The sequence below is a fragment of the Rhizobium sp. BR 362 genome, from assembly GCF_036528765.1.
Lineage (GTDB): Bacteria > Pseudomonadota > Alphaproteobacteria > Rhizobiales > Rhizobiaceae > Rhizobium.
This window is the reverse complement of sequence record NZ_JARWGH010000031.1, coordinates 15,122-39,172: the sequence shown is the minus strand read 5'-3', so window position 1 is coordinate 39,172 and position 24,051 is coordinate 15,122. Positions and strand designations below refer to the sequence as shown.

The window sequence follows — 24,051 nt, the reverse complement described above, 5'->3', positions numbered from 1 at the left end:
CTGATTCACCGCCCTGCGGTCGCCAACGACCAATACGAACCCAGGTGGGAAGAAGATTGCTGTTGGCAGCGTCCACGAGCTAAATCGAACATCATGATTGTATAACGTCGGCGTGAGAAAAACCCTGGGTAGCTTCTCCCAGAGACTCGTATATGCTGCCTGATGAATCTTAGTCCGCAGGCAACGAGATCGCGATGGCAATGCACCAGCTCCCCTCACCACAAAGCGGCTCGAGCACTCGGCCGCGACTCTGGTGGATGGTATTTCTATTTCCCGGGAAGGCCATCTTATGGTTTCAGTATCACTTTCCTAAATTCGGCAATGTCATTGCTACTGGGCGCCGCTATCGGAGCCGCACTTGCGAAATAATGTACTCGGCCGTGTTTTGGGTGCTAGTCGTCGCCTGGCTGCTTGCACTTTTGCACGGCGCACTTCGGTAACACCTCGATGCTGCCATCTCGAGCCCGAGAGTCGCGGTTCCGGTGCTTTTCCCAAAAGCCACAGCCGGCGAAAAAATATCTTTGAGCGCTCTTTTGTAAATGCAGCGCCGGCGAGAGCTGCTATGCATTGTTCACAAGCTTGAGGAGAACCACATGCCAAATCCATTTGAGCAAATTCCCTTTGATGGCGCGGAGTTCGTGGACAATCCCGAACCGCGTTGTCCCTGCCTTTTATTGCTAGACGTTTCTGGTTCGATGCGGGGACGCCCGCTTAGGGAACTCAATGAAGGTCTCGTCCAGTTCAAAGACGAACTCTATGCGGACTCTCTCGCATCTAAGCGCGTTGAGATAGGCATAGTCTCCTTCGGCCCCGTGACCATCGTGAACGACTTTACAAGCATGCAAAACTGGATCGTCCCCGAGTTGGCCGCACAGGGAGATACGCCAATGGGCCATGCAATCGAGGAGGGCCTCCGGCTCCTGCGCGACCGGAAGAACTCCTATCGCCAAAACGGAATCTCATACTATCGCCCGTGGGTTTTCCTGATTACGGACGGAGCCCCAACAGACGCCTGGCAGAGTGCGGCGGCGCAGGTCAAGGCTGGAGAAGTTGAAAAGGCCTTCAGCTTTTTTGCTGTCGGCGTCGACGGCGCTAATTTCGAAACGCTTTCCCATATCTGCGTGCGCCAGCCTTTGGCGCTGAAGGAACTCAGGTTTCGAGATCTGTTCCAGTGGCTTTCCAGCTCTCTAAGCTCGGTCTCGCAATCCAATCCCGGTGACGCCGTTCCTCTCTCTAATCCTGCAACGCCCGACGGATGGGCCTCAATCGCATGACCGACGGCTGGCGATGGGCTGCGGCCCGTGCTCGTGGCACCTCCCATGTGAAGACGGGTTTGCCATGTCAGGATTTTGCATTGAGTGAGACTTTAGCCAGCGTCGATGAAACCGTCATGGCAGTGATCGTTTCAGATGGTGCGGGAAGCGCAAAACTGGCGCAGATTGGTTCAAAATCAGTCTGCATTGGTCTGCTTCGGCTCATCCGTGGATATCTCGCAAATCACTCCCTCTCCCAGCTTCGTGAAGAAATGGTCTGGGGCTGGATAGACGATATCCGCGAATACATCAGCGCGAAGGCTAGTCGCTCTGGAACACAGCGACGCGATTTCGCGGCCACAAGCGTTGCTGCTCTCATGTCTGAAAACGGTACTGTGATCTTTCACATCGGCGATGGCGCGGCTGTCGTACGCTACGAAGGAGACGAAGCCTGGGATGTGCCGTCTTGGCCGTATCAAGGCGAATATGCATCGACAACCAGCTTCATCACCGATGATCCCCAACCGCATCTCACTTTCGTTCGAAATGACCGTCGTGTCGATCGATTTGCAGTCTTCTCCGACGGCATCGAACGTCTAGTCCTCAATAGCGCAAATCGTTCGGCTCATGAGCCATTTTTCAATCGGATGCTGACGCCGCTGACTCTTTCGGAGGAAGCCGGCAGGAACCTTCCTCTGTCGATGGCGCTGCGAGAATATCTTGAAAGCCCGTCCGTTTGCGAAAGAACCGATGACGACAAGACGCTCGTACTCGGTGTGCGCAAATGAGCACTATCGTATTCGGATCGGATGGGAGGAAGCTGACGCTTGGCGGGATGCTAGGAAAAGGCGGCGAAGGCGCGGTCTACCACGTCCACGAGGCGGGCGATTTGGCGGTGAAGATTTATAATCCCGGCAGGGCCTTCGAGAGGAAAGCAAAAATCCTTGCCATGACGTCGGCCGCACTCCACAAGACAACCGACATCGTCGCCTTCCCGATCGACACTGTCAGTGACAAGAGCGGAATGTTCATGGGGTTTTCCATGAAGAAGGTCGCAGGTTTTAAGAATATCCATGAACTCTATGGGCCTGGCAGCAGGCGGACGGAATTTCCTTCTGCCGACGCCCGGTTCCTGGTGCGCAGCGCGTTCAATCTTGCGAACGCGTTTGCTGCAATCCACAGCACGGGCTGCGTGGTCGGCGACGTAAACCACTCCGGCATCCTCGTTTCAAACCAGGCTATGGTAACTCTGATCGATAGCGACTCGTTTCAGTTCAATAAGGGGCCAGAGGTCTATCGCTGCGCCGTAGGCGTGCCGGATTACACGCCGCCTGAGCTGAGAGGCGCGGACTTCGAAAAAGTGGTTCGGATGGCGAACCACGACAACTTTGGTCTAGCCGTCCTCATCTTTCAGCTGCTTTTTCTTGGGAGACATCCGTTTGCTGGGAAGCATCTCGGTCTTGGCGACATAGACATCCCGACCGCTATAGGCGACCACCGTTTCGCCTATAGCGCATGCAGGGCTGAGACGCGTATGGAACCTCCGCCGCTAACACCAGCGCTGGGTGACTTTGGTAAGGAGGTTTCCGACGCATTCGAATCCGCTTTCGGAAAGAGTGGTGATCTTCCGGGCGGTCGACCGAATGCGACCTCGTGGGTCCAAATCCTCGGCAAGGTCGAGAAGGGTTTGCTGGAGTGCTCTGCTGACAAATCGCATGCGTATTTTCGGAGCTCGTCGTGTCCCTGGTGCCGCCTCGAGAAATCGATGGGCAGGAGCCTCTTCGCCGCGAAGATTTCAAGCACTGTTTCCACACTGAACATCGGTGACCTCATTGCTCTGATCAACCGTCCCGCTCCACCAAACCAACCCCCAGCACCTGAAAGCATCATTGCGGTTCCGTATCTCACCCGCAGCCCTGTGGCGGTATCCTTCTCACGTGGAAAGCAGCTGGCGTTTTTCGCCTCGGTTGCGGGACTGCTGATAGGTATTTTCCTTGCAAACCAGTTGAATGGCTTCTGGGGTGCAGCTCTGGTTATCGCATCAATCATAATGATGATCCGATCCCGCCGTCCTGCGGAAGAATTTAGGGTCGAACTGCAGGCGGCTACCGCAGCATGGGAGGAGAAGAAGAAAATTTGGGAAGAGCACGCCGGGCCTGCCGTGTTCCTGAAACGAAAAAGCCACTATCTGTCCCTGGCCTCGGCTCATGGCAAACTTCCGGAACAGGAACGCGAACGGCTCGCCGAGCTCGAGCGAAAGAAAAGAGACCTTCAATTCAGGAGCCACATGCAGGGGCACTTGATCTCCCGCGCAAAAATCGCTGGCATTGGACAGAGCAGGACGGTAACGCTCTCGTCGTTTGGTTTTGACAGCGCGTGGGATGTGAAGACTCGCTCGGTTTTAGCCGTTCCCGGCATTGGTCCCAAAAAAGCCGACGCCCTTGCGAATTGGTCGTCGTCTGTTGAAAAGAAATTTGTATTCAATAGTCACATTGCCACCGATCCGCAGGCTATCAATGAGGTCAAAACGGACATAGCGCGTCAGAGGGCTGACCTGGAAGGAGAGCTGAGGCGTGCTCCGGATGAGCTCAAGGAACTTCTGGATACTGCCTCCGAACTGCGAAGGAACCCGCCCCCGCAATTGGTTGAAGCGTATGTGCGACTTAAGCAAGTCCAAATGGATATAGGGTAACGGTGACGCGCGTGGCCGGAGCATACCGAGACTTCTGGGTAATGCTGGCAATGATCGGGGGCGCTGTCTTCGCAGCGAATACGACGTCAAAGCCGGGAACGGCGTCTCACGCCCCTGTTTCGTCACTTATTCCCTCTCGCAATCAGATCGTGACAGCGCCGGTTACTACCCCAACACGCGCTCAGGAAAATGCGCTTCCTGCGTCTCAAACTTCGGTGGTAACCGCGACTCCTGCCAGTGCAGAGCCGTCGCCCACATCTTCCAGTACAGCGAATGCGACATCCGTTTCGGAAGCGGCTCCGTCTTTCTCCGCACCTACGCCTCAAAGCACCGATTCGAGCCCTGGGCTTCCGATCACGCAGCCAATCACGAGCGGCGCCCCTGAACCTGATTCCTACGTCTTCGATGGATTGATCGCCTCCATCGAGAAATCGGAGGCGACCACCATCGCGCCTGCAGTCGATCCTTTCGATAAGGCCACCCCGCCCCCTGCCGCGAGGTTCGCTTACATTCGGCTACCTCTTGAACTCAGAGACGGCCCTGGTCCTAAGTACATCGTTGTCGGCAGTCTTGGGCAGAACGCCCTTGTATCTCTTATGGAGCAAGAAGCGGGTTGGACCCACGTTAGCGCCGGCGACGCCATTGGCTGGGTGCCTCCTGGGACGATTTCCTCCAGTCCCGTGCTTTCTGTTGCTCGCAAACCGACTCCTGCAGCACGGTCAGTCGAAACTCCACGCCGCGAGGGCGGCCGCTAGTTGTAGTTGATCACGGGCTGGCGCACTGCCTCCAGCCCAATCCCCGCTGATCACACCATCCAGAGCTATTCAAATCGGCCTCCAGGATCGAGCGCGATTTGCATACTTCCGCGTCGACAGCGTTCCCAATCGAGCAGGCGGTAGCGTCGAGAATCCAACGGCGGATTATACGATCGGGCCCGGCGACTGCTTTGTCGGTCTCAATGACCCTGCCCGTCTCACTGACTATCCTTCGACTAACCGGGTCCCAAGTCAGCGCCAGGTTGACTGCGCCTGAAGCACCCTTTTTTCTGGTTGCACTGAACGCGTACCAGTCGACAACGCCGAAGACTGAACACTTGTCTGCACAAAGCGCATGAACTGAACCCGGCCGCGCTGTGTAGATTCTTGTCGGCCATCGGTCCACGAAAGCGCTCTTCTCCTTAAGCACATCTTCTCGCGAAAGGTCTTTTCCGTAGTACTGGATGCGGTCGGCATAGACGTTGCGAAGAAAGGCTACCGCCTCGCTGCTCGAGCCCGACCATACCCGCTGGAACTCATTGAACACTTCCACTGCCCCTGCTTGATCGGTAGGCTGAATGTCCTGCACTTCATCTGCCGAAGCGCTTTCTCCATTGAGCTGCGCCGTTACCAGCTGATAGCCCGCCATATCGACAAGATTCAATTCTTTCGATTGCCCCAGCGGCATTGACAACGCTGCGTCCAGAAGCGAAGCGCTTACACCCATCGTGCCGAGGTAGTCTTTGAGGGCTGCTGACACTAAGGGATTGAGACGACCGTCAGATTCCGCAGATGTCGCAAACGTCTCTACAGATATGCCTATGCTCTCATCTTCGGCATAACGATTAAGGCCACCCATAAAAGCCAAAAGGCAGGTTTCGAGACAAGGGGAGCCTTTTGTCTGGAGCGTCGGAAGGCCGGTCTTGCGGATTGCCTTCCCGAAAGCCATCGCGATTGATCGATCGCCACCCGCCGAATTAAACGCGATGTATTTGGCCGGGCTCGCAGCAAGTTCTAAGGCGATGCGTTGAGGATCATCGCCAGTCTCGAAGCTGCCCTCAACAAGAAGGATCGTGGTCCCATTCGTCGTGGAGAGATGACGGTAGGAGACCGCAGCAGTCGCGGCGCCCATCGAAACCGAAACAGACAAAACAATTGTGATAATCGTATAAAGGAAACGCCGTTTCATTCGCATGGCGGTTTAGTTCGTCGCGATCCCCAGGGCCGACAGGACCTGCGGAGTTATGGTGCCGGTGACTTTGAGACCGTACGCGTCCTGCATTTTACTGAGCCCGCCCTTCGTGGCGGCATCGACTTGACCTGTTATCGGGCCGCCGAAATAACCAAAGGCGATCAGAGCGGTCTGGACCTGTATGACGATACGGCGAAATTTGTCCGAGTTGCCTGGCAACGTCTTCAGTGGCACTGGCTGCGCGCTCGTCGAAGAGGATTGCGTCGAATAGGTGCCAGTTGACGTCGTCGCCGGTAAGTTTGGAGTGGTTGGGAGACTTCTGATGACCGGCCCCGGGTTGGGCTGATAGCGCGGTGTCGGATCGGGCGATGGATAAGCAGTGTCATAATCGCCCCGTGGGACGTATCCACCTCCAGCTGAGGATGCGTGGCTTGCGTGACTGGCATGGCTTGCGTGGCTCGAATGCGAGCTATGGCCGGCAAGGGTATAGACCTGCTTGACCCGCAACCGTTCGAACAAGGTGGTGGCCGGCTTCTTTTCGGTAAGGCCGGTGATCGGCGCAGCGTCACCTTTCGATGGCATGAAACCGGCCGCGATCAACGACGGCACCAGGTAGATCTTGCGCTTCTTCATTGTGGTGAGAGTCCCCCAAACCCCTGATCAGCTTTATACCATTCAAAAAATCCACCACAAGTAGAGCGCAGCGAACATCCCCTGCACTGTTCCAAAAATTTGTTCTTCCAATCTGAAATCGTTCCTGGTGCCAGATGTCGGTACCCTGGAGGGACACTGCAAAGAGGGAAATTATAAAGAAGAGTTTGAATACCGCGCCCAATCGCGAGGTTAATGGCCATGCGGAGTTGGCCGAAATCCAGCGACGTATCCTTGAACGAATGCGCCCAGTTCATTCTGCCGTAGCCAATATTTTCCAGTTGCATGATCGCCCATACGTCAATGAACGGAAGCCGAGTCGAGACATAGTTCGCAAGCTGTGGCAACACATCCCAGTTCTGCTGGAGGACAACCGTACGAAGCTCGACCGCTGCCCCCGCCCTCATCAGCGCCGTCAAGTTCAACGACAGCGTTTCAAAGGCTCCGGATTTTCCAACAATGCTGTCGTGAAGTCCCGCATAAGGCGCATACAGTGGAATGCCCCACAACACGCGATCTCGTCCAATTTCATCAAGCAGCGCGCTGTCGCCCGGTTCGAAAAACTGGCCGTTGGTCAGAACATGAAATGAGACATCCGGCCGGGCTTTCGCGGCTGCTAGAAGAAATTGAAACAGCCTTCCTTTGTGCAGCAGCGGTTCGCCGCCAGATATGGTGATTCGAGCGTTTTCCGGCGCTAAGGTGGCGGCGACTGTGAACTGGTCAAAGAGGTCGGCGTGATATTTCTTTGGAGGCTGCGAGCACATGACGCAGAGCTGGTCGCATTGCTCGGTGACCAAGAAAGTGTTGTGTCTCGACCGGGATCGCACCAATCGATGCGCGGACCTTCGCCCAGGAACTAGAAGCAGGACGTCACCGTCAAGATCGGTTTCGGGACCGCAGTGGACGCGAAGCGAGTAACCCGCGAGATCGAAGGTTTGACTTTCCTGATCTCTGTCGATCAGGAGTGCATCATATTCACTATCCACCGCGTCCGAGCGCAAGCGAACGATACTTGGATTGTCGATCGGGACGTCATCGATCTTGAGCCGCAAATCGATCATGTGTGTACCGGCGCCAGTGACGGATCGAACTCCGGAATTCCGGCCCAGATCGCAAGGCTCTTTTGGACTTTCTCGTCAGCCGAATAGAGCAGCTCGAAGATCTTGTCGAAGATTGCGGTATGACGGCGACAGAAGGCTGTGTCGGCCTTCGGTAGATCGATGCGCCCATAACGGGATAGATCGTCAACAACGTCCGCACCACACGCGGCTTGGTATGGACAATGGATGCAGTCGGGATGGAATGAATTGGAAGACTTTTCGTTTAGCACGTCTAGCTTGGACTGGTCGATGCCGTCACAAAGATTGCCAATGCTAAGATCGACCTGTCCGACCCTCGTGACCATCCTGGCTTCATCCGTCGGATAGAAGGTGCCGTCGTAGTCAATAACGATGTAGTCTCGGCCGAGAATATTCGGATTACGAAGGTCGACTTGCTGATTGTGGCCGCCACGCAGAACCCGGCGCAGGCAGTGTGTGAAATAGAACTCCTCGACCGGCTGCCTAGCGGTCCAATTGTGCTCGATCAGAGCGTCGATAAAATCGGCATGGTAGGCATTCCATTTGTCTTCGAGACCGGTGGTCTGAAACCGTTTTCTGGCAAAACCCTGATGATTAACTGGTCGAAGGAAAATGGACCGAAATCCGAACCGACCAAACGTATCAGTGATCTCGGAAACGCTCGGCAACTGGTTGATGTCTAGCGTCGGGAGAGCCGAGACCTTTCCCTGCCCCAAGCGCTCGATGGCATAGCTGAGGTTCGATACGAATTGCTGCGTGTCTTTGGCGTTTACGGTTCGTTGCCGCTCATGCGTCGAAAATTCGCCATCAAGTGACGTACTCACGAAGACGTCCGAGGCATCCAGGAAATCCCAAGCTTCTTCCGATACTGATTGCAGATTGGTGCATACCGTAAAGAAAACTTCTTGGAACTTGCGGCGAGCGAAATCACGAACCTTCTCCAATAGGTCTAATCGGAGCAGTGGCTCGCCACCCTGGAATTCGATTTTGACGCTCGCGGACGTCATGGCATCGAGAAATCGGAGAACGCGCTCAAGCGTCTCATCCGTCCAATCAAAGCCCGGAGTGCTCTCGTTCACCCGAGACACCTGGCAATAGGCACATGCCAAATTGCAACGGAGGGTCGGAACGAGAATGACGTAATTCAGCTCTTGAGGACGGTGCAACCGTTGGGCCCACCGGTAGGCAAATCCCATATAGGCTGGATCGTCGATCTCATTGAACGCATGACCATTTGCTTCAAAAAAGCCCCTATCCAGTGCCGTCAGCTTTCCGGTCGCATAGCGATTGAGAAAGTGAGCGTCGGCTTTGAAGTAACCGCCCGCATCATCCGCAAAAAGATAGCCGGCGCCGAACGGTTTGAACTTAAGGGGAAATACGGTCATCGCCCGAGGACACCGTCGACCAGGGCACGCCTGAGCGGAAGCGTCTCGGCATAAATTTTCTCGCGATACAGACAGTGGTGGAACTCTCGAACGAGCAGATCACTCGGCGCTACGCCGTTATCCAACAGGCTGATGGTTTGCGATATTTCGATTTCTGTATCTGGATGCGACGCACTGAACCGAACAATAGCCACTGCGAGATATGGACGGAATGTCGGATCGAGCTCGATCGCACTGCGGCGAGTTTTCTCTGGGGACGAGGTGTGAGAGTTTTGCGGTTTCACGTCAGTGCAGCCTCCCCATTCCGTACGATTGAGATTGTAGCCATGCTGGCATCCAAACACCAGAGGGTTGCACTGAATTTCGCTTTCGAGCCCCCGGCGCACGACATCCCAAACCAAGTATCCATTCGACCAGGTTCTCAATTACCACATTTATTCCAGTGAGTGCTTTCATGATTTGCCCTCTTGCCGTAGCAGGAAACGCTCGTGATTCCTTGTCTGGCACCGAATCGCAGAGGAGCCAGGGAGGCGTGGTTTGATGGCGACCTTGCCGGTTACGGCGGCTAACACTTTGCCGATGTGAATCCTTTTCGTTCCAATATTCGAAATGCCGTTGACGTCTCACAAAGGAAGGGCCGCCTCGAAGGGGCGATTGGTGGCCCAAAGGTGACTGCTCGTGCAGCCACCTTTGGCGAATGAAAGGAAAATTCGCCTAAGCCATAGTAGAATTGCAATTTTGATATTGCAACGGTCACTTTGAAATAGCTGTAGCACGAAGCTCTACCACTGATTGATTTACCATACGCTATTTGCCGATGCGAACCGATGTCTTGCAAACAGCTGAAGTCGAGCTGGGGGATGATGGGAGACGCCGGCGCTTTTTGCAAACCACGCTGAGCTGCGGCGACAGCCTTCGGGCCAGCGGCCAAGGCCTCCCACAGCCGAATTGGAACCGCGCATAACCTCGGCGACGCGATGCACGGCAATTTCTTGATCTTGGGTCATCATGTTTATGGTTCCTGCCTTGGCCGTTTTCAAAGCGTCCAGTTCCTTTAGGTATCGATCCACTTGATTTCGGCCCGGCACTCAGCCAGCCCGTGGAGCAGCCAAATGCGACCGAAAGCGAGTGGCTCTGTGCAACCGTTCCCTTGATTTCTGAGGACACAGCGGTGAAGCCATCACAGATAGCTGTAAACATCGCCTGACGCGGCAAGGATGAGGAAAGCGTTTTCCATTTATTTTGCCACAAGGTGATCAGCGGAACTGCAAAACCAAATGTCGCAATCGCAAAGGCAGAGAGGGGCCCCGCTGAGGCAACGACGATCCCTCCCAGTGCGGGACCGACACTGCGAACAGTATTGAACCCGACAGAAATAAGCGTGACCGCACCCGGCAGGTGGGACCGTTCGACGATATCCCCGACCGATGCCTACCAGGCGGGATCGTGGAGAGCAATGCCGCAGCCAGCCTGAAAACTGAAACCGAGAATGATCCACGGATCAGTTTCGCCGAAAGCAACGGAAAGCGTGAGCATGGCGGATGCGGTCATCATAAGGCTTCGGCCAATGATCATCACCTTACGTCAGCTAAAGTTGTCAGCGATCGCCCCGACGAAAATGGCCAGAATGAATGCAGGTGACGTTGAAGACGCCTGGACCAATGCGACCATCACATCCGAGGTCGAAAGGGTCGCCATCAGCCAACTGATCGCAACCGCTTGTATTAGCCGGCCGAGACTGGAGAACTGATTGGCGGGCCAGATGGCGCGAAACGTAGGATTTATTCAGCGGTGCCGACAACGTTGATGAACAGGAAACCTGCATTAATAGACAGGTTGACGCCCTTTGGCGGGAAGCTTTTGGACTAAGAGAGCGTCACTTTAGGAGTGACATGCCACGATCCCGGATTGAACGGCGGAGCCGATCCGAATTCGTTCCATCTTGGCGCCGATACAACACGAGGGCGCACCTCCTGCGGCCCCATCCTCAGTCGGAAAACCCAAATGGCGCGTCCGTGCGCCGGTAATGATCAGGCAAGATCTGTCGGCCGATTGGCGGTTCCGACCGGGATGTGCAGCTATCGCGTTGGCAAAGACGACAGGTAATGCCGATCGGCGTTGGCACAACGGACGTGTTGTCCTTATGATAGACCAGACGTTCGACGTGGCTGGCTTCGCAAACCAGCGCCACGGCCCGATCGACGCGCGGAAGTCCAAAGGCACCTCCCCCGGAACTTACGGTTCGAGCGATCGAAAAAAATAGTTGGCCATCCGGCAACTCTAGCCACTGCGTTACCACCGTCCTCGGCGTTGTAAAAACCTGGTGCAACGTCCAAAGGGGGCAACCACCGCCATGTCGTGCGAAGGGAAAATTTGCGCTGTCGAGGCACTTGGACACGTTGCCTGCAGAATCCACACGGATAAAGAAGAAGGGGATCCGCTCTTGTCCGGGCTTCTGTAGTGTGGTCAACCGATGTGCCGTCTGTTCGAAACTGGTGCCAAATTGACGCGAGAGCGCTTCGACATCATAGCGGCGCGCTTCAACCGCTTTGGCAAATTGCGTGTAGGGCATGACGACGGCTGCTGCAAAGTAGCCTGCGAGCGCCCGGTACGCTAATCGTCGCCCACTCTCTGTCGCAAGATTGCCTTCTTGAATGAACTTTTGAATATCGCCCTCGGATTCAAGATAGGCGAGTTGCTGTGCAAGTTGAAAGTTTTGGCTTGCCAGATCCAAGCAGTCGTCAAGTAGAACCTCATGCCTGTGTCGGTCCAGTCGGCGGACCGATCCTGACATGATCTCCGTTGGTAATCGTCTCACTCGAAGATTGTGACGTTGCATAAGATAGAATGGAAGCCCGCCAGCCTCCTTCACCGCCGCCGCCAACTTTTCTGCCGCAACATCAAGGCCAGGAAAGCAATTACGTCGAGCTGCGAGGAACCGTCGCACGCCCGCAACAGGATCTGCTCCTTCATCGATCCCTCCGTCGAGGGCGGCCTGTCGTTGATCGGCAAGAACAATTTGTTCCTCCTTGTACGAGGTGTAGAGCCGCAGCATCGCTTCTGCAAACCCCGGAAAGCTGCTGAGCACGTCTGCGACTTCGAGCGGTGATATCTCTATGCCACTGAATATTGGATCCTTCATGGTCGATTGTAGTCGCGCAAGGATTTCGGGCGTGCCGTCGTCGGCAAAGAGCGACATGTCGAGCCTGTAGGTCTTCGCAAGTCGCAGAAGAATCTCGGCCGTAACCGGTCGCTGATTCCCCTCCATGAGCGCGACATAAGAAGGGGAGACATCGAGGTCAGATGCCATGTCGGCTTGAGTGAGGCCAAGATTTTTCCGCAACCGTCGAAGTCGCGGACCGAGATAAACGCCGAGTTTTTCCATACGCCGATTACAACATTACAAAGGATCACTGTAAAGTTTGACAACATCACAAAGGCACCGGCTGAAAAGAAAACGGCGACCCGCTATTGCAGTGCACACAACTGGCCGACCCTTGGAGGAGTAAATGTCGTATTCAGATAGTGTTGAAGGAGCCAAAACCTTGATTGCCGAAAACCACGCATGGTCCGGCCTCACTGCCGAAGCTGTCGCTCGCATGCGCCTTCAGAACAGATTCAGAACCGGTCTAGACATTGCGCGCTATACCGCTGCGATCATGCGTCGGGACATGGGCGCCTATGATCAAGACCCGAGCAAATATACGCAGTCGCTCGGATGCTGGCATGGGTTTATTGCCCAACAGAAAGTCATCTCGCTGAAAAAGCACTTCGGCACGACGGAACGCCGTTACATCTATCTCTCAGGTTGGATGGTTGCGGCACTGCGGTCGCAGTTCGGTCCGCTCCCCGACCAGTCCATGCATGAAAAAACGAGCGTGCCGGCCCTTGTCGAGGAGATCTACACCTTCTTGCGCCAGGCAGATTCACGCGAACTCGGCATGTTGTTCAGGGAAATCGACAAAGCCCGGGTGGAGGGTGACCAAGCGCGGGAACAGCAGCTGGTTCAGGCGGTCGACAATCATCAGACCCACGTCATTCCCATCATTGCTGATATTGATGCAGGTTTCGGAAATGCCGAAGCAACCTACCTGCTGGCGAAAAAGTTGATTGAAGCCGGCGCCTGCGCGCTGCAGATCGAGAACCAGGTCTCCGATGAAAAGCAGTGCGGCCATCAGGACGGAAAGGTGACCATTCCGCACGAGGAATTCGTCGCCAAGATCCGCGCATGCCGCTACGCGTTTCTCGAGCTCGGCATCGACGACGGCATCATCGTGGCTCGCACCGATTCACTCGGCGCAGGCCTTACCAAGCAGATCGCCTTCAGCGTCAGCGAAGGCGACATCGCCGACCAGTACAACGGCTTCCTGGATTGCGACGATGTCACCGGCCAGCCACCCTCCAACGGCGACGTGTTGATTACGCGCGGCTCGAAGCTCTTGCGGCCGAAGCGGCTGCGTTCCAACCTTTATCAGTTTCGTGAAGGCACAGGCGCCGACCGCTGCGTCATTGACTGCATCAATGCGCTTAACAATGGCGCCGACTTGCTGTGGATCGAGACCGAAAAGCCTCATGTCGAACAGATCGCGAGCATGATGGACCGCATCCGGCAGGTGATCCCCAATGCCAAGCTGGTCTATAACAACTCGCCCTCTTTTAACTGGACGCTGAATTTCCGGCAGCAGGTTTTTGATGGTTGGCAGAGCGAAGGAAGGGACATCTCCGGGTTCGACAGGGCCAAGCTGATGAGCGAACAATATGACGACAGCGATTTGGCGCGCGAAGCAGACGAAAAAATCAGGACCTTCCAGCATGACGCCTCCAAACGCGCCGGTATCTTCCATCACCTGATCACGCTGCCGACCTATCACACCACGGCGCTCTCGACCGACAATCTCGCCAAAGAATATTTCGGCGCGCAGGGCATGCTCGGTTACGTCGCCAACGTCCAGCGAAAGGAAATCCGCCAGGGCATTGCCTGCGCGAAGCACCAGAACATGGCTGGTTCTGACATTGGCGACGATCACAAAGAGTATTTTGCCGGCGAAGCGGCGCTTAAGGCCGGCGGAGCTAATAACACCATGAACCAGTTTGCGGCCTGATGCAGACCTACCTTGCAAGGGACCTGCAGCAGGCCTGCGTTCCTTTGCCTTATCGGAGGAAGAAATGTCGAACGACGAAGAGAAAAAGAAACCGATCTTGCTGGAGCGACCGCGGGCTGTCTTTTCGCAAGAGGACTTTGAGCTCATCCGGGTAGCTGTCGCCCACTATCTGCATCTGGTGAAAAACGAGCCAGTGGCAGTAAAATACTCAAACCTGCATCACCGGCTCGGCCGGATATCTTAAGATCGCAGCTCTTGTAATCGCGCGTTGCAATTGCGCTCGAAGAGTTGCGTTCCGAACCCCCTCTGCGGGAAGACAATTGAGAACACCGATCAGTTCATTCGGCAGCTGTTAGTTCCCAGCTAGCGAGCCCTGAGGAAAAATATCATGGATAACAACAATGCTTGTGTCTTAGTCGACGGCCATAGTGCCGAATTGAAACTTCGATCAAGCACGATCGGTCCGAACGTCCTCGACATTGGATCCCTCTACGAGCAGACGAAGATGTTCACCTATGATCCTGGCTTCACTTCGACTGCGTCGTGCGAGTCCAGCATCACCTTTATTGATGGCGACGAAGGCGTTCTGCTGCATCGCGGTTATCCGATCGAACAGCTTGCCGAGCACGGCGACTTCCTCGAAGTCTGTTACCTGCTGCTCTACGGCGAATTGCCGACCGCAGCCCAGAAGAAGGACTTCGACTATCGGGTCGTGCATCACACCATGGTGCATGAACAAATGTCCCGCTTCTTCACCGGTTTCCGCCGCGATGCGCATCCGATGGCCGTCATGTGCGGCTGCGTCGGCGCTCTGTCGGCCTTCTATCACGACTCCACCGACATCACCGATCCGCACCAGCGCATGGTCGCMAGCCTGCGCATGATCGCCAAGATGCCGACGCTTGCCGCCATGGCCTACAAGTACCATATCGGCCAGCCCTTCGTTTACCCGAAGAACGATCTCGACTATGCRTCGAAYTTCCTGCGCATGTGCTTTGCCGTGCCCTGCGAGGAATATGTGGTCAATCCGGTGCTTGCCCGCGCCATGGACCGCATCTTCATCCTGCACGCGGATCATGAGCAGAACGCATCGACCTCGACGGTTCGCCTYGCCGGCTCTTCCGGCGCCAATCCCTTTGCTTGCATCGCCGCCGGCATCGCATGCCTCTGGGGSCCGGCCCATGGCGGCGCCAACGAAGCTGCGCTSAACATGCTGACGGAAATCGGCACGGTCGACCGCATTCCGGAATATATCGCCCGCGCCAAGGACAAGAACGATCCGTTCCGWYTGATGGGCTTCGGTCATCGCGTYTACAAGAACTACGATCCGCGCGCCAAGATYATGCAGAAGACGGCGCACGAGGTCCTCGGCGAACTCGGYATCAAGGACGATCCGCTGCTCGACATCGCGATCGAACTSGAGCGTATCGCSCTGACCGATGACTATTTCATCGAGAAGAAGCTTTACCCGAATGTCGACTTCTATTCCGGTATCACGCTGAAGGCGCTCGGCTTCCCCACGACCATGTTCACGGTACTGTTTGCGCTTGCCCGAACCGTCGGCTGGATTGCCCAGTGGAACGAGATGATCGAAGATCCGGATCAGCGTATCGGCCGCCCGCGCCAGCTCTATACCGGCGCACCGCTGCGCGAATACGTTCCGGTTTCCAAGCGCTGAACGACATCCTTGACGAAGCGAAAGCCCGGCTCCCCAATGCTGGCCGCGACCTAGCAAGTGCCGAATGCAAAAGTCGTCGAACTGGCCCAATGTGCCTGACGAATCTTGCTTCAATTGCGAAGGTCTAGCGCTGGCATGCCAAGACGTTGAAAGCACACGTTCTGCTCTTTGAACTCAGCGACTTCGCCGACGTCAATCGTATCATGCTGCCCCTCGAGACCCCCTACCCCTGCTGGTAGGCTGAGGAGTTGCCGAAAGGTGCAAAAGTGGAAATCGATGCCTTGATTGCCCTCAGCCAAGCTGCGCGCCACCTGGACCGCAACGATCATGAACAACCATTGCTCCGGCGTCCCCGTTCAGCATAAACGTTCAGATAAACAAAGCTGTAGACGTTGACGATCGGAAGAGGAAAAACGGAGATGACGCTCACTGCTGCATTAACGAGGCATTTGAAAAATCCGGAGCAATTCCTCCGCCTAACCTCCGAGCCGAGCACGCACACGGCTACATCCATGAAGCGCTTTGCAGTCTTTAACCCGTCCACCGGTGACCTGCTGGCCGAGGTGCCGGACATGAGCGCTGAAGAGGTTTCCGTCGCCATTGACAAGGCGCATGCTGCCCAGGGGCGTTGGGCTGGACTCACCGCCCGGGAGCGCTCCGACATACTGTGGAACTGGCATCGGCTGATCCTCGAACATAGCGACGATCTTGCGGTGATCTTGACGGCCGAGATGGGAAAGCCACTCGGAGAGGCGAAGTCGGAAGTCTTGCACGCGGCGGCATATCTTCAATGGTACGCCGAAGAGGCTAACCGCATTTACGGCGAGACCATTTCAGCGCCCTCCAATGACAGGCGTATGCTGGTGATCAAGCAACCAATCGGTGTTGTCGGCGCCATTACCCCTTGGAACTTTCCGGCCTCGATGGTAGCGCGCAAGATTTCGCCGGCGCTTGCCGCTGGCTGTACCGTTGTCTTGAAGCCCGCCGAGCAAACGCCCCTGGTTGCCGGGGCCATGTTCGCCCTCGCGCGTGCAGCTGGTTTCCCGGAGGGCGTTGTCAATTTGGTCTATGCGTCAGAGGGTGACGCTATCGGTCGTGAATTGTGTTCAAACCCAAAGGTGCGAAAGATCAGTTTCACCGGGTCGACCGAAGTCGGCCGATTGCTGATGCGCCAGTGCTCCGACCAGATTAAGCGCATCAGCTTCGAACTCGGCGGGAACGCGCCTTTCATCGTCTTCGACGACGCTGATATCGACGCCGCCGTCGATGGCGCGATCCAAGCCAAATTTCGCAATGCTGGGCAGACCTGCGTGTCCGCCAATCGGCTGTACGTCCAAAAACGCGTCTATGACGAATTTGCTGAAAAGTTCACCGCGCACGCGCGAAGACTTCGCATTGGCGACGGCTTTGAACCGGACACCGCGATCGGGCCTCTGATCGACAATCATGCTCTGACAAAGATCGAAGCGCATGTCGACGACGCTGTCAAAAAAGGGGCAATAGTGCGATGTGGTGGGCGCCAGATCGGCACGTCCGGAACATTTTTTGAGCCGACCGTGATTACAAATGTCGTCAGCTCAATGCGCATCGCCCAGGAAGAGACTTTCGGTCCTCTGGCACCAATCATCCATTTCGACGACCCTGAGCAAGTCGTGCGAGACGCTAACGATACGATCTACTGCCTCGCCGCCTATTTCTATGCTTCGAACCTCAAGCGGGTCTGACGTGTGGCCGAAGCGCTGGAATACGGGATAGTCGGCATCAACACCGGCCGCATGTCGTCGGAGGCTGCACCCTTCGGAGGGATCAAGCAGTCAGGCATTGGACGTGAGGGGTCTCGTCACGGCCTCGAGGATTATCTTGAAATGAAGTACCTTTGCCTGGGTGGCCTCTGACGCGGATTACGACCTCCCGCGATTTGACGCTGTTGATACCAGTCTCTCACAAAAAAGAGGCTGCCGTCGAAACTTGTTCGGCGGCAGCCACGTCGCTTGGGAGGCGAATTCAAAGCTGAAGCGACTGATCCCCTAAACGAAGCCCTTTTCGTACGTGTCGCCGATCAGATACCTATCGCTTCATAGGCATCGGCGATCTGTCGGATTGACGCGACATAGGCGGCGGTTCGGTAGTCAGCGAGTTCCGGTTGCTGCTCCATCAGGTCAGCAATGCGCCCCCAGGTGCTTCGCATGACGTCTTCCAGTCCGGAGCGAACGAGATCGATCTCCGCCCCGCCTTCGAGGAACTCCTCGCGCATGTCCGCCGGAAAATCCTTGCCGGTCATGCGTTCGAGTGCTGCGGCGATCGTCTGGTTACGCCGCTCACGCCGACGCCGTTCCATCAGGCCGAAGGGAATATGCGTCAGGTTCTTCACCCACTCGAAGTAACTGACGACGACACCGCCGGCATTGACGTAGAGATCGGGAAGGATGGTGAGCCCACGGGTGCGCAGAACCTTGTCGGCCTCGAAGGTCACCGGGCCGTTGGCCGCTTCGACCACCAGGTTTGCCTCGATGCGTTTCGCATTCCCCGCATGGATGGCATTTTCCATCGCCGCCGGAATAAGGACGTCACATGGCTGCTCGATGCCCGTCATATCGCCGGGAAACGAGGTGGCGCCTACGAAGCCGAGGATGCTGCCGGTTTTGATTTGATGCTGCTTCAGCGCCTCGATCGCCAGACCATCGGCGTTGGCAATATAACCGTCCCGTTCAGCGACGACGGTAACCCGGGCGCCGTCTTCTTCGGAGAGAAACTTTGCCGCATGGTAGCCGACATTGCCGAAGCCCTGAACGATAACCGCAGTACCCTTCAGATCGCGCTTGCCGTTCAGACCGGCAGTGCGCGGATCGCGGAGATAGCTCTGGATGGCGAACTGGACGCCTCGGCCGGTTGCTTCGGTGCGCCCGGCAATGCCGCCCTTCGACAATGGCTTGCCGGTCACGCAAGCGCGGGCGTTGATGACATCGGTCGGATTGGCACGGCGGAACTCGTCCATCATCCAGGCCATCTCCCGCTCGCCCGTGCCGATGTCGGGCGCCGGAACGTTGACGCCGGGGCCGATCAGGCCACGTTTGTTGAGCTCCTGGGTGAAGCGGCGCGTGATGCGCTCGAGCTCCTGCGGCGTCCATTCGCGCGGATCGATCTTCAGCGCCCCCTTCGAGCCGCCGAACGGCACATCGACCAGCGAGCATTTGAGCGTCATCAGCGCTGCCAGCGCCTCGACCTCTTCGGCATCGGCATTCGATGCATAGCGAATGCCACCCTTCACCGGTTCGCAGTGCTCGCTGTGGACCGAACGCCAGCCGATGAAACTGTACATGCGGCCGCGCAGGCGGACGCCGAAACGAACCGTATAGGTCGAGTTGCACTGCATGATCCGCTCTGACAGTCCTTCCGGCAGGTCGAGGAAAGTCATGGCATGGCGGAAGTTCTGGTCAACGCTGTCCAGAAAGCCAGCGGAGCTGGTTTCCCCGTCCTGTACGTTGCGTTGTGGTATTGCATTCACTGGAGGTTCTCCTTGCTCGAGTAGCTCAGGCGCTGTGCTGTCTCAGCTCAACAAAATTCTTTGGTCCGCATTGCGCACAAGCAAAGCATAGATCAGCGTGAACAGCCGGCGGGCGGTGTCGTTGTCGATGTTCACTTTCGCTGACAATCGGCTTCTCAGCAGTTCGGCAGCCTCGTTGTGGAGGCCACGCCGACCCATATCGATTGCCTCAAGGCGCTCAGGCCCAGGGTGCCGGACGGCCTCGTAGTAGCTCTCGCAGATGCGGGTGTAATCCTTGAGCAGTCGGCGGAAGGGCGTTAGCGACAGGTAATGACTGACAACATGTTCGCCATGGTCGGCGGTGACATGCAGTGCCAGGCGTCCGTCAACCGCTTCGATCCTGAGGCGATAAGGTCCGCCGTCGTGACCGACTGGCATGAATGTATTGGATTCCAAGAGGTCGATGACCGCGAGCGCTTGCTCCCGTTCAATTCTTGCGTCCCGGCCACCGAAGGACCGGTCGACCGATACGTCGCAGAGACGGTACTCGGCGGAGGTCATGACCCTGCCCTCCCCTCAAAGCGTTTCTACGCACATGGCGACACCCATGCCGCCGCCGATGCAGAGCGTTGCAAGGCCCCTAGAAACGCCACGGCGCTTCATTTCGAACAGCAGCGTGTTGAGCACGCGGGCACCGGAAGCGCCGATCGGATGGCCGATGGCGATCGCGCCGCCATTGACGTTGACGATGCTGGGATCCCAGCCGAGGTCCTTATTGACCGCGCAGGCCTGGGCGGCGAAGGCCTCGTTGGCTTCGACGAGTTCCACATCACCGATCGCCCAGCCGGCTTTCGCCAGCGCCTTGCGCGACGCCGGGATCGGGCCGGTGCCCATGACCTGCGGATCGACGCCTGCCGTCGCCCAGGAGACGATCCGGGCGAGCGGCTGGATGCCGCGCTTCGATGCCTGTGCTTCGGTCATCAGCAGGGTCGCGGCGGCGCCGTCGTTAAGGCCGGAGGCATTTCCGGCCGTCACCGTGCCTTCCTTGTCGAAGGCGGGCCGCAGCTTGGTCACCTGGTCGAGCGTTGCGCCATGGCGGATATATTCGTCCTGGTCGACGGTGACGTCGCCCTTGCGGGTCTTGACGATGAAGGGAATGATTTCGTCGACGAACCGCCCGGCCTTCTGTGCAGCCGCGGCCTTGTTCTGCGAGGCGAGCGCGAACTGGTCCTGTTCCTCACGGCTGAGCTGCCACTGGCGAGCGACGTTCTCGGCGGTGACGCCCATGTGATAGCCGTAGAAGGCGTCGGTCAGGCCGTCCTTGATCATCGTGTCGATCATCTTGAAGTCGCCCATCTTCACGCCGCCGCGAAGATGTGAGCAATGCGGCGCCATCGACATGGATTCCATGCCGCCGGCAACGATGATCTTCGCATCACCGGTGGCAATCTGCTGCATGCCGAGTGCGACGGCGCGAAGACCGGAACCGCAAAGTTGGTTCATGCCCCAGGCGGTCTTTTCCTGTGGGACACCTGCCTTCATCGCCGCCTGGCGCGCCGGGTTCTGGCCCTCGCCGGCCTGCAGAACCTGGCCCAGGATCACTTCGTCGACTTCACCCGCTTCGACGCCGGCGCGCTCGAGCGCGCCCTTGATGACGGCAGCGCCGAGCTCGTGCGCCGGCGTATTGGCGAACGCGCCGTTGAAGGAGCCGACCGCAGTGCGGGCGGCGCTGGCGATGACGATCGATGGGGTGCTCATAGTAGTCTCCTCTATGGTCCTGGTAAGCCGGCAAAGGCCGGCTCCAGCGTTTCGACAATAAGCCTTCGGGCCTAGTTGACGATGGTCGCCTCTGTGGCGCTGCGGATCTCGCCGTCAGTGACCCCCTCGGCAAGCTCGACCACCTTCAGTCCGCCATCGACGACGTCGAGCACACCGAGATTGGTGATGATCCGATCGACGACGCCCTTTCCGGTCAGCGGCAAGGTGCAGGCCTTCAGCACCTTGGATTCGCCGGACTTGTTGGTGTGGTCCATGACGACGACCACACGCTTGACGCCGGCAACCAGATCCATCGCGCCGCCCATGCCCTTGACGAGCTTGCCGGGGATCATCCAGTTGGCGAGGTCGCCATTCTCGGCCACTTCCATGGCGCCGAGGATCGCCATGGCGATCTTGCCGCCGCGGATCATCGCGAAGCTCTGCGCTGAATCGAAGAAGGCCGAATGCGCCAATGCCGTTACCGTTTGCTTGCCGGCATTGATAAGGTCGGCATCGATCTGATCCTCCGTCGGGAATGGGCCGATGCCGAGCAGACCGTTCTCCGACTGCAGCGTCACATGGACGCCTTCAGGGATATAATTGGCAACCAGCGTCGGAATGCCTATGCCGAGATTGACGTAGGTGCCGTCTTCGAGTTCGCGGGCAGCACGTGCCGCCATCTGGTTTCTGTCCCAGGCCATGTCTCGTCCCCTTCCCTCAAGCAGCCACGCGCGTCGTGCGCTGTTCGATGCGTTTCTCGTGTTGCCCTTGGATCAGGCGATGCACATAGATCCCCGGCACATGGATGTGATCGGGATCGAGGGTGCCGACCGGCACGATCTCCTCGACTTCGGCGACGCAGATCTTGCCGCAGGTGGCGGCTGGCGGATTGAAGTTGCGGGCGGTCTTGCGGAAGACGAGATTTCCCGACGAGTCGGCTTTCCAGGCCTTTACGATCGACAGGTCGGCGACAATGCCGGTCTCCAGAACGAAGACCTCTCCATCAAAGATTTTCAGTTCCTTTCCTTTCGCAACGACGGTGCCGACGCCGGTCTTGGTATAGAAGCCAGCAATGCCGGCGCCGCCGGCGCGCATGCGTTCGGCGAGTGTTCCCTGCGGATTGAACTCGAGCTCGAGTTCGCCGCTGAGATATTGCCGCATAAACTCGGCGTTCTCGCCAACATATGAGGAGATCATCTTCTTGATCTGCTTGGTCTTGAGCAGCACGCCGAGGCCGAAGTCATCGACGCCACAGTTGTTCGAGGCGATCGTCAGGTCCTTGGTGCCGGCCTGGCGGATCGCATCGATCAGCAGTTCCGGAATGCCGCAAAGGCCAAAGCCACCCGCCGCGATGAACATGCCGTCGAACAGCAAGCCCTCAAGCGCCGACGGCGGATTGTCGAAGATTTTGTTCATTCTCCCCCCGTTAGGTTCGTCTGTTGCGGCGACGAGGCGCCGCCTGGATTCATTCACTTGGGTTCCAAAGTCCGGCAGCGGTACCAAACGGCTGCTAGGTCTCTTCACCCACGATTGATGCAAACGACCTTCGGCTGGGTCATCTCTTCATAGGCGAAGCGCACGCCTTCCCGGCCCATGCTGCCGTATTTGGAACCGCCGAACGGCATGGCATCGAAGCGATAGTCCGAGGAGTCGTTGATCATCACTCCGCCGGCTTCGATCCTGCCTGCGGCTTCAAGTGCGACATTGAGGTTGCTGGTGAAGATGCCCGCGTGCAGGCTGTATTCGGGTTCGTTGGCCAGCTCGATCGCTTCATCGAGCGTGGCAAATGGCGCAAGCATGACCACAGGCGCAAACACCTCCTCGTGCCACAGGCGGCAGGTGACCGGCGTGCCCTCCAGCACCGTCGGGTGATAGAGCGACCCCTCGCGCCTGTGACCGCAAAGCAGCTTCGCGCCAACATCAATCGCGTCATTGACCGCTGCTTCGGTGCGTTGGGCGACCTCCTTCGAGATCATCGGGCCGACATCTGTCTCCTCCTTCAGCGGATCGCCGGCGGTGAGTTTCTTCGTGGCGGCCACAACGGCATCTCGAAAGCGTTCATAAAGCTCCGCCTGCACCAGAACGCGCTGGGCGCCGATGCAGTTTTGGCCGGCGGCCCAGAAGGCGCCGGAGACGCAGCCTTCAACCGCCTTGTCGAAGTCGCAGTCGTTCATGACGATGACCGGCGCATTGCCACCCAACTCCATCGCGAGTTTCTTCAGGCCCGCTTTACGGCTTATGGCTTCTCCGGTAGCAAAGCCACCGGTGAAGGAGACCATACGGACGTCCCGCGCAGAGATCAGAGCTGTGACGATCTCGCGATCGCCGTGAATGACGGTAATGATCTCCGGTGGCAGCCCCGCTTCGTTCAGCACGTCGACTAGGTTGATCGAGGAGAACGGCGTCAGGTTCGATGGTTTCAGCAGCACTGAATTGCCGCCGGCAATCGCTGGACCGAGCTTGTGGGCCACCAAGTTCAGCGGATCGTTGTAGGGGGTAATGGCGGTGATGATGCCGAGCGGCTCGCGCGTGAACCAGCCCTGGCGCTGTTCCGATCCCACATAGGCATCGAAAGGCACGATCTCACCGGCATTGCGCTTTGCCTCTTCGGCAGACAGCTTCAGCGTGTTGACGCAACGAAGCACCTCCTTGCGCGCCTGGACGATCGTCTTGCCGGCTTCGCGCACGATGGTTTCGGCAAACGCTTCACTACGGCTCTCGATGATTTGCGCGGCCCCTTCCAGGATGCTGGCGCGCTCATGTCTCGGCAGCTTGGCTGAAAGCTCAGCCCCGCGACGGGCGCGAGCGAGGAGTTCGCCGATTTCGCTTGCATCAGTGGCCTCAATCGTTCCCAGCACAGACCCGTCATAGGGGCTGTGAACAGTGATCGGAGCCAAGCTGGTGGTGATATGAAGTTTGGCGGCGGTCATTGGCCGGCTTCCTCTTCCCTGATGGATGCGCCATCTGCGCGACGGTTGAGTTTGTCGGTCAGGGCAAGGAAAAAATCCCTGCCCTGCTCTCA

General features: G+C 57.3%; 19 protein-coding genes and 2 pseudogenes. 7 read left to right on the top strand and 14 right to left on the bottom strand.

Going from position 1 to position 24,051, the window contains the following annotated elements:
• Positions 1 to 593: 593 nt before the first annotated feature.
• The 3 genes from QDY28_RS25100 to QDY28_RS25090 are packed head-to-tail and all read left to right on the top strand — an operon-like array spanning position 594 to position 3,945.
• Entirely contained in the window at positions 594 to 1,274 is a 681-nt protein-coding gene (locus tag QDY28_RS25100) for a vWA domain-containing protein (protein WP_004122927.1), read from the top strand.
• Positions 1,271 to 2,041: a PP2C family serine/threonine-protein phosphatase gene (locus tag QDY28_RS25095; protein ID WP_245462488.1), complete on the top strand. Its 771-nt coding sequence runs from the start codon at positions 1,271 to 1,273 to the stop codon at positions 2,039 to 2,041. Before QDY28_RS25100 ends, QDY28_RS25095 begins: the two co-directional genes overlap by 4 nt.
• A complete protein-coding gene (locus tag QDY28_RS25090; protein WP_120764214.1) occupies positions 2,038 to 3,945 on the top strand; it encodes a protein kinase domain-containing protein in 1,908 nt (635 codons plus the stop codon). The genes QDY28_RS25095 and QDY28_RS25090 overlap by 4 nt, the downstream gene beginning before the upstream one ends.
• A 765-nt stretch (positions 3,946 to 4,710) precedes the next feature.
• Here the strand turns inward: QDY28_RS25090 and QDY28_RS25085 are convergent.
• From QDY28_RS25085 to QDY28_RS25055, 7 genes and pseudogenes are all read right to left on the bottom strand, one after another.
• Positions 4,711 to 5,889: a hypothetical protein gene (locus tag QDY28_RS25085; protein ID WP_246802359.1), complete on the bottom strand. Its 1,179-nt coding sequence runs from the start codon at positions 5,887 to 5,889 to the stop codon at positions 4,711 to 4,713.
• Between the two features lie 12 nt (positions 5,890 to 5,901).
• The gene (gene hxsA, locus QDY28_RS25080) at positions 5,902 to 6,525 is read right to left on the bottom strand and encodes a His-Xaa-Ser repeat protein HxsA (RefSeq protein ID WP_184805936.1); all 624 of its coding nucleotides are present in this window, start codon (positions 6,523 to 6,525) and stop codon (positions 5,902 to 5,904) included.
• Complete coding sequence (gene hxsC, locus QDY28_RS25075; RefSeq protein WP_184805939.1) at positions 6,522 to 7,604, bottom strand: His-Xaa-Ser system radical SAM maturase HxsC; 1,083 nt, start codon at positions 7,602 to 7,604, stop codon at positions 6,522 to 6,524. Before hxsC ends, hxsA begins: the two co-directional genes overlap by 4 nt.
• Positions 7,601 to 9,007, bottom strand: coding sequence for a His-Xaa-Ser system radical SAM maturase HxsB (hxsB, locus tag QDY28_RS25070; protein ID WP_184805942.1), 1,407 nt, complete (start codon positions 9,005 to 9,007; stop codon positions 7,601 to 7,603). Before hxsB ends, hxsC begins: the two co-directional genes overlap by 4 nt.
• Positions 9,004 to 9,291 carry a hypothetical protein gene (locus QDY28_RS25065; RefSeq protein WP_245462489.1) on the bottom strand — a complete coding sequence of 96 codons (288 nt, stop codon included), beginning with the start codon at positions 9,289 to 9,291 and terminating at the stop codon, positions 9,004 to 9,006. The genes hxsB and QDY28_RS25065 overlap by 4 nt, the downstream gene beginning before the upstream one ends.
• Before the next feature lie 523 nt (positions 9,292 to 9,814).
• Positions 9,815 to 10,732: pseudogene (locus QDY28_RS25060) on the bottom strand (MFS transporter).
• A 262-nt stretch (positions 10,733 to 10,994) separates the two neighbouring features.
• Positions 10,995 to 12,392, bottom strand: coding sequence for a helix-turn-helix domain-containing protein (locus tag QDY28_RS25055; protein WP_184805945.1), 1,398 nt, complete (start codon positions 12,390 to 12,392; stop codon positions 10,995 to 10,997).
• Positions 12,393 to 12,516: 124 nt separating this feature from the next.
• Between QDY28_RS25055 and QDY28_RS25050 the strand changes: the two genes are divergently transcribed.
• From QDY28_RS25050 to gltA, 3 genes are all read left to right on the top strand, one after another.
• Positions 12,517 to 14,109 (top strand): isocitrate lyase, encoded by a 1,593-nt coding sequence (locus tag QDY28_RS25050; protein ID WP_184805949.1) that lies wholly within the window; start codon positions 12,517 to 12,519, stop codon positions 14,107 to 14,109.
• 64 nt (positions 14,110 to 14,173) lie between these two features.
• Entirely contained in the window at positions 14,174 to 14,353 is a 180-nt protein-coding gene (locus QDY28_RS25045) for a hypothetical protein (RefSeq protein ID WP_184805951.1), read from the top strand.
• A 144-nt stretch (positions 14,354 to 14,497) separates the two neighbouring features.
• Entirely contained in the window at positions 14,498 to 15,787 is a 1,290-nt protein-coding gene (gene gltA / locus QDY28_RS25040) for a citrate synthase (RefSeq protein ID WP_184805953.1), read from the top strand.
• 110 nt (positions 15,788 to 15,897) lie between these two features.
• On the opposite strand, the gene QDY28_RS25035 is transcribed toward gltA, so the two are convergent.
• The gene (locus tag QDY28_RS25035) at positions 15,898 to 16,122 is read right to left on the bottom strand and encodes a hypothetical protein (RefSeq protein ID WP_184805955.1); all 225 of its coding nucleotides are present in this window, start codon (positions 16,120 to 16,122) and stop codon (positions 15,898 to 15,900) included.
• Between the two features lie 84 nt (positions 16,123 to 16,206).
• Between QDY28_RS25035 and QDY28_RS25030 the strand changes: the two are divergent.
• Positions 16,207 to 17,682, top strand: a pseudogene (locus QDY28_RS25030) (NAD-dependent succinate-semialdehyde dehydrogenase).
• A gap of 164 nt (positions 17,683 to 17,846) precedes the next feature.
• On the opposite strand, the gene QDY28_RS25025 reads toward QDY28_RS25030, so the two are convergent.
• The 6 genes from QDY28_RS25025 to QDY28_RS25000 form a co-directional block, all read right to left on the bottom strand.
• Positions 17,847 to 19,292, bottom strand: coding sequence for a Glu/Leu/Phe/Val family dehydrogenase (locus QDY28_RS25025; RefSeq protein WP_425516144.1), 1,446 nt, complete (start codon positions 19,290 to 19,292; stop codon positions 17,847 to 17,849).
• Between the two features lie 42 nt (positions 19,293 to 19,334).
• Complete coding sequence (locus QDY28_RS25020) at positions 19,335 to 19,832, bottom strand: UPF0262 family protein (RefSeq protein WP_184805957.1); 498 nt, start codon at positions 19,830 to 19,832, stop codon at positions 19,335 to 19,337.
• 15 nt (positions 19,833 to 19,847) lie between these two features.
• On the bottom strand, positions 19,848 to 21,029 hold the full coding sequence (locus QDY28_RS25015; RefSeq protein ID WP_184805960.1) for an acetyl-CoA C-acetyltransferase: 1,182 nt from the start codon (positions 21,027 to 21,029) through the stop codon (positions 19,848 to 19,850).
• A 71-nt stretch (positions 21,030 to 21,100) separates the two neighbouring features.
• Positions 21,101 to 21,730 (bottom strand): 3-oxoacid CoA-transferase subunit B, encoded by a 630-nt coding sequence (locus tag QDY28_RS25010; protein ID WP_184805962.1) that lies wholly within the window; start codon positions 21,728 to 21,730, stop codon positions 21,101 to 21,103.
• A 16-nt stretch (positions 21,731 to 21,746) separates the two neighbouring features.
• Positions 21,747 to 22,445 carry a CoA transferase subunit A gene (locus tag QDY28_RS25005; protein WP_184805964.1) on the bottom strand — a complete coding sequence of 233 codons (699 nt, stop codon included), beginning with the start codon at positions 22,443 to 22,445 and terminating at the stop codon, positions 21,747 to 21,749.
• A 104-nt stretch (positions 22,446 to 22,549) separates the two neighbouring features.
• A complete protein-coding gene (locus QDY28_RS25000; protein ID WP_184805966.1) occupies positions 22,550 to 23,959 on the bottom strand; it encodes an aldehyde dehydrogenase family protein in 1,410 nt (469 codons plus the stop codon).
• Between the last annotated feature and the right edge of the window lie 92 nt (positions 23,960 to 24,051).

Coding starts and splice junctions, on each gene's coding strand:
- QDY28_RS25100 (WP_004122927.1), top strand. CDS start 594: ATGCCAAATCCATTTGAGCAAATTCCCTTTGATGGCGCGGAGTTCGTG.
- QDY28_RS25095 (WP_245462488.1), top strand. CDS start 1,271: ATGACCGACGGCTGGCGATGGGCTGCGGCCCGTGCTCGTGGCACCTCC.
- QDY28_RS25090 (WP_120764214.1), top strand. CDS start 2,038: ATGAGCACTATCGTATTCGGATCGGATGGGAGGAAGCTGACGCTTGGC.
- QDY28_RS25085 (WP_246802359.1), bottom strand. CDS start 5,889: ATGAAACGGCGTTTCCTTTATACGATTATCACAATTGTTTTGTCTGTT.
- hxsA (WP_184805936.1), bottom strand. CDS start 6,525: ATGAAGAAGCGCAAGATCTACCTGGTGCCGTCGTTGATCGCGGCCGGT.
- hxsC (WP_184805939.1), bottom strand. CDS start 7,604: ATGATCGATTTGCGGCTCAAGATCGATGACGTCCCGATCGACAATCCA.
- hxsB (WP_184805942.1), bottom strand. CDS start 9,007: ATGACCGTATTTCCCCTTAAGTTCAAACCGTTCGGCGCCGGCTATCTT.
- QDY28_RS25055 (WP_184805945.1), bottom strand. CDS start 12,392: ATGGAAAAACTCGGCGTTTATCTCGGTCCGCGACTTCGACGGTTGCGG.
- QDY28_RS25050 (WP_184805949.1), top strand. CDS start 12,517: ATGTCGTATTCAGATAGTGTTGAAGGAGCCAAAACCTTGATTGCCGAA.
- QDY28_RS25045 (WP_184805951.1), top strand. CDS start 14,174: ATGTCGAACGACGAAGAGAAAAAGAAACCGATCTTGCTGGAGCGACCG.
- QDY28_RS25020 (WP_184805957.1), bottom strand. CDS start 19,832: ATGACCTCCGCCGAGTACCGTCTCTGCGACGTATCGGTCGACCGGTCC.
- QDY28_RS25015 (WP_184805960.1), bottom strand. CDS start 21,029: ATGAGCACCCCATCGATCGTCATCGCCAGCGCCGCCCGCACTGCGGTC.
- QDY28_RS25010 (WP_184805962.1), bottom strand. CDS start 21,730: ATGGCCTGGGACAGAAACCAGATGGCGGCACGTGCTGCCCGCGAACTC.
- QDY28_RS25005 (WP_184805964.1), bottom strand. CDS start 22,445: ATGAACAAAATCTTCGACAATCCGCCGTCGGCGCTTGAGGGCTTGCTG.
- QDY28_RS25000 (WP_184805966.1), bottom strand. CDS start 23,959: ATGACCGCCGCCAAACTTCATATCACCACCAGCTTGGCTCCGATCACT.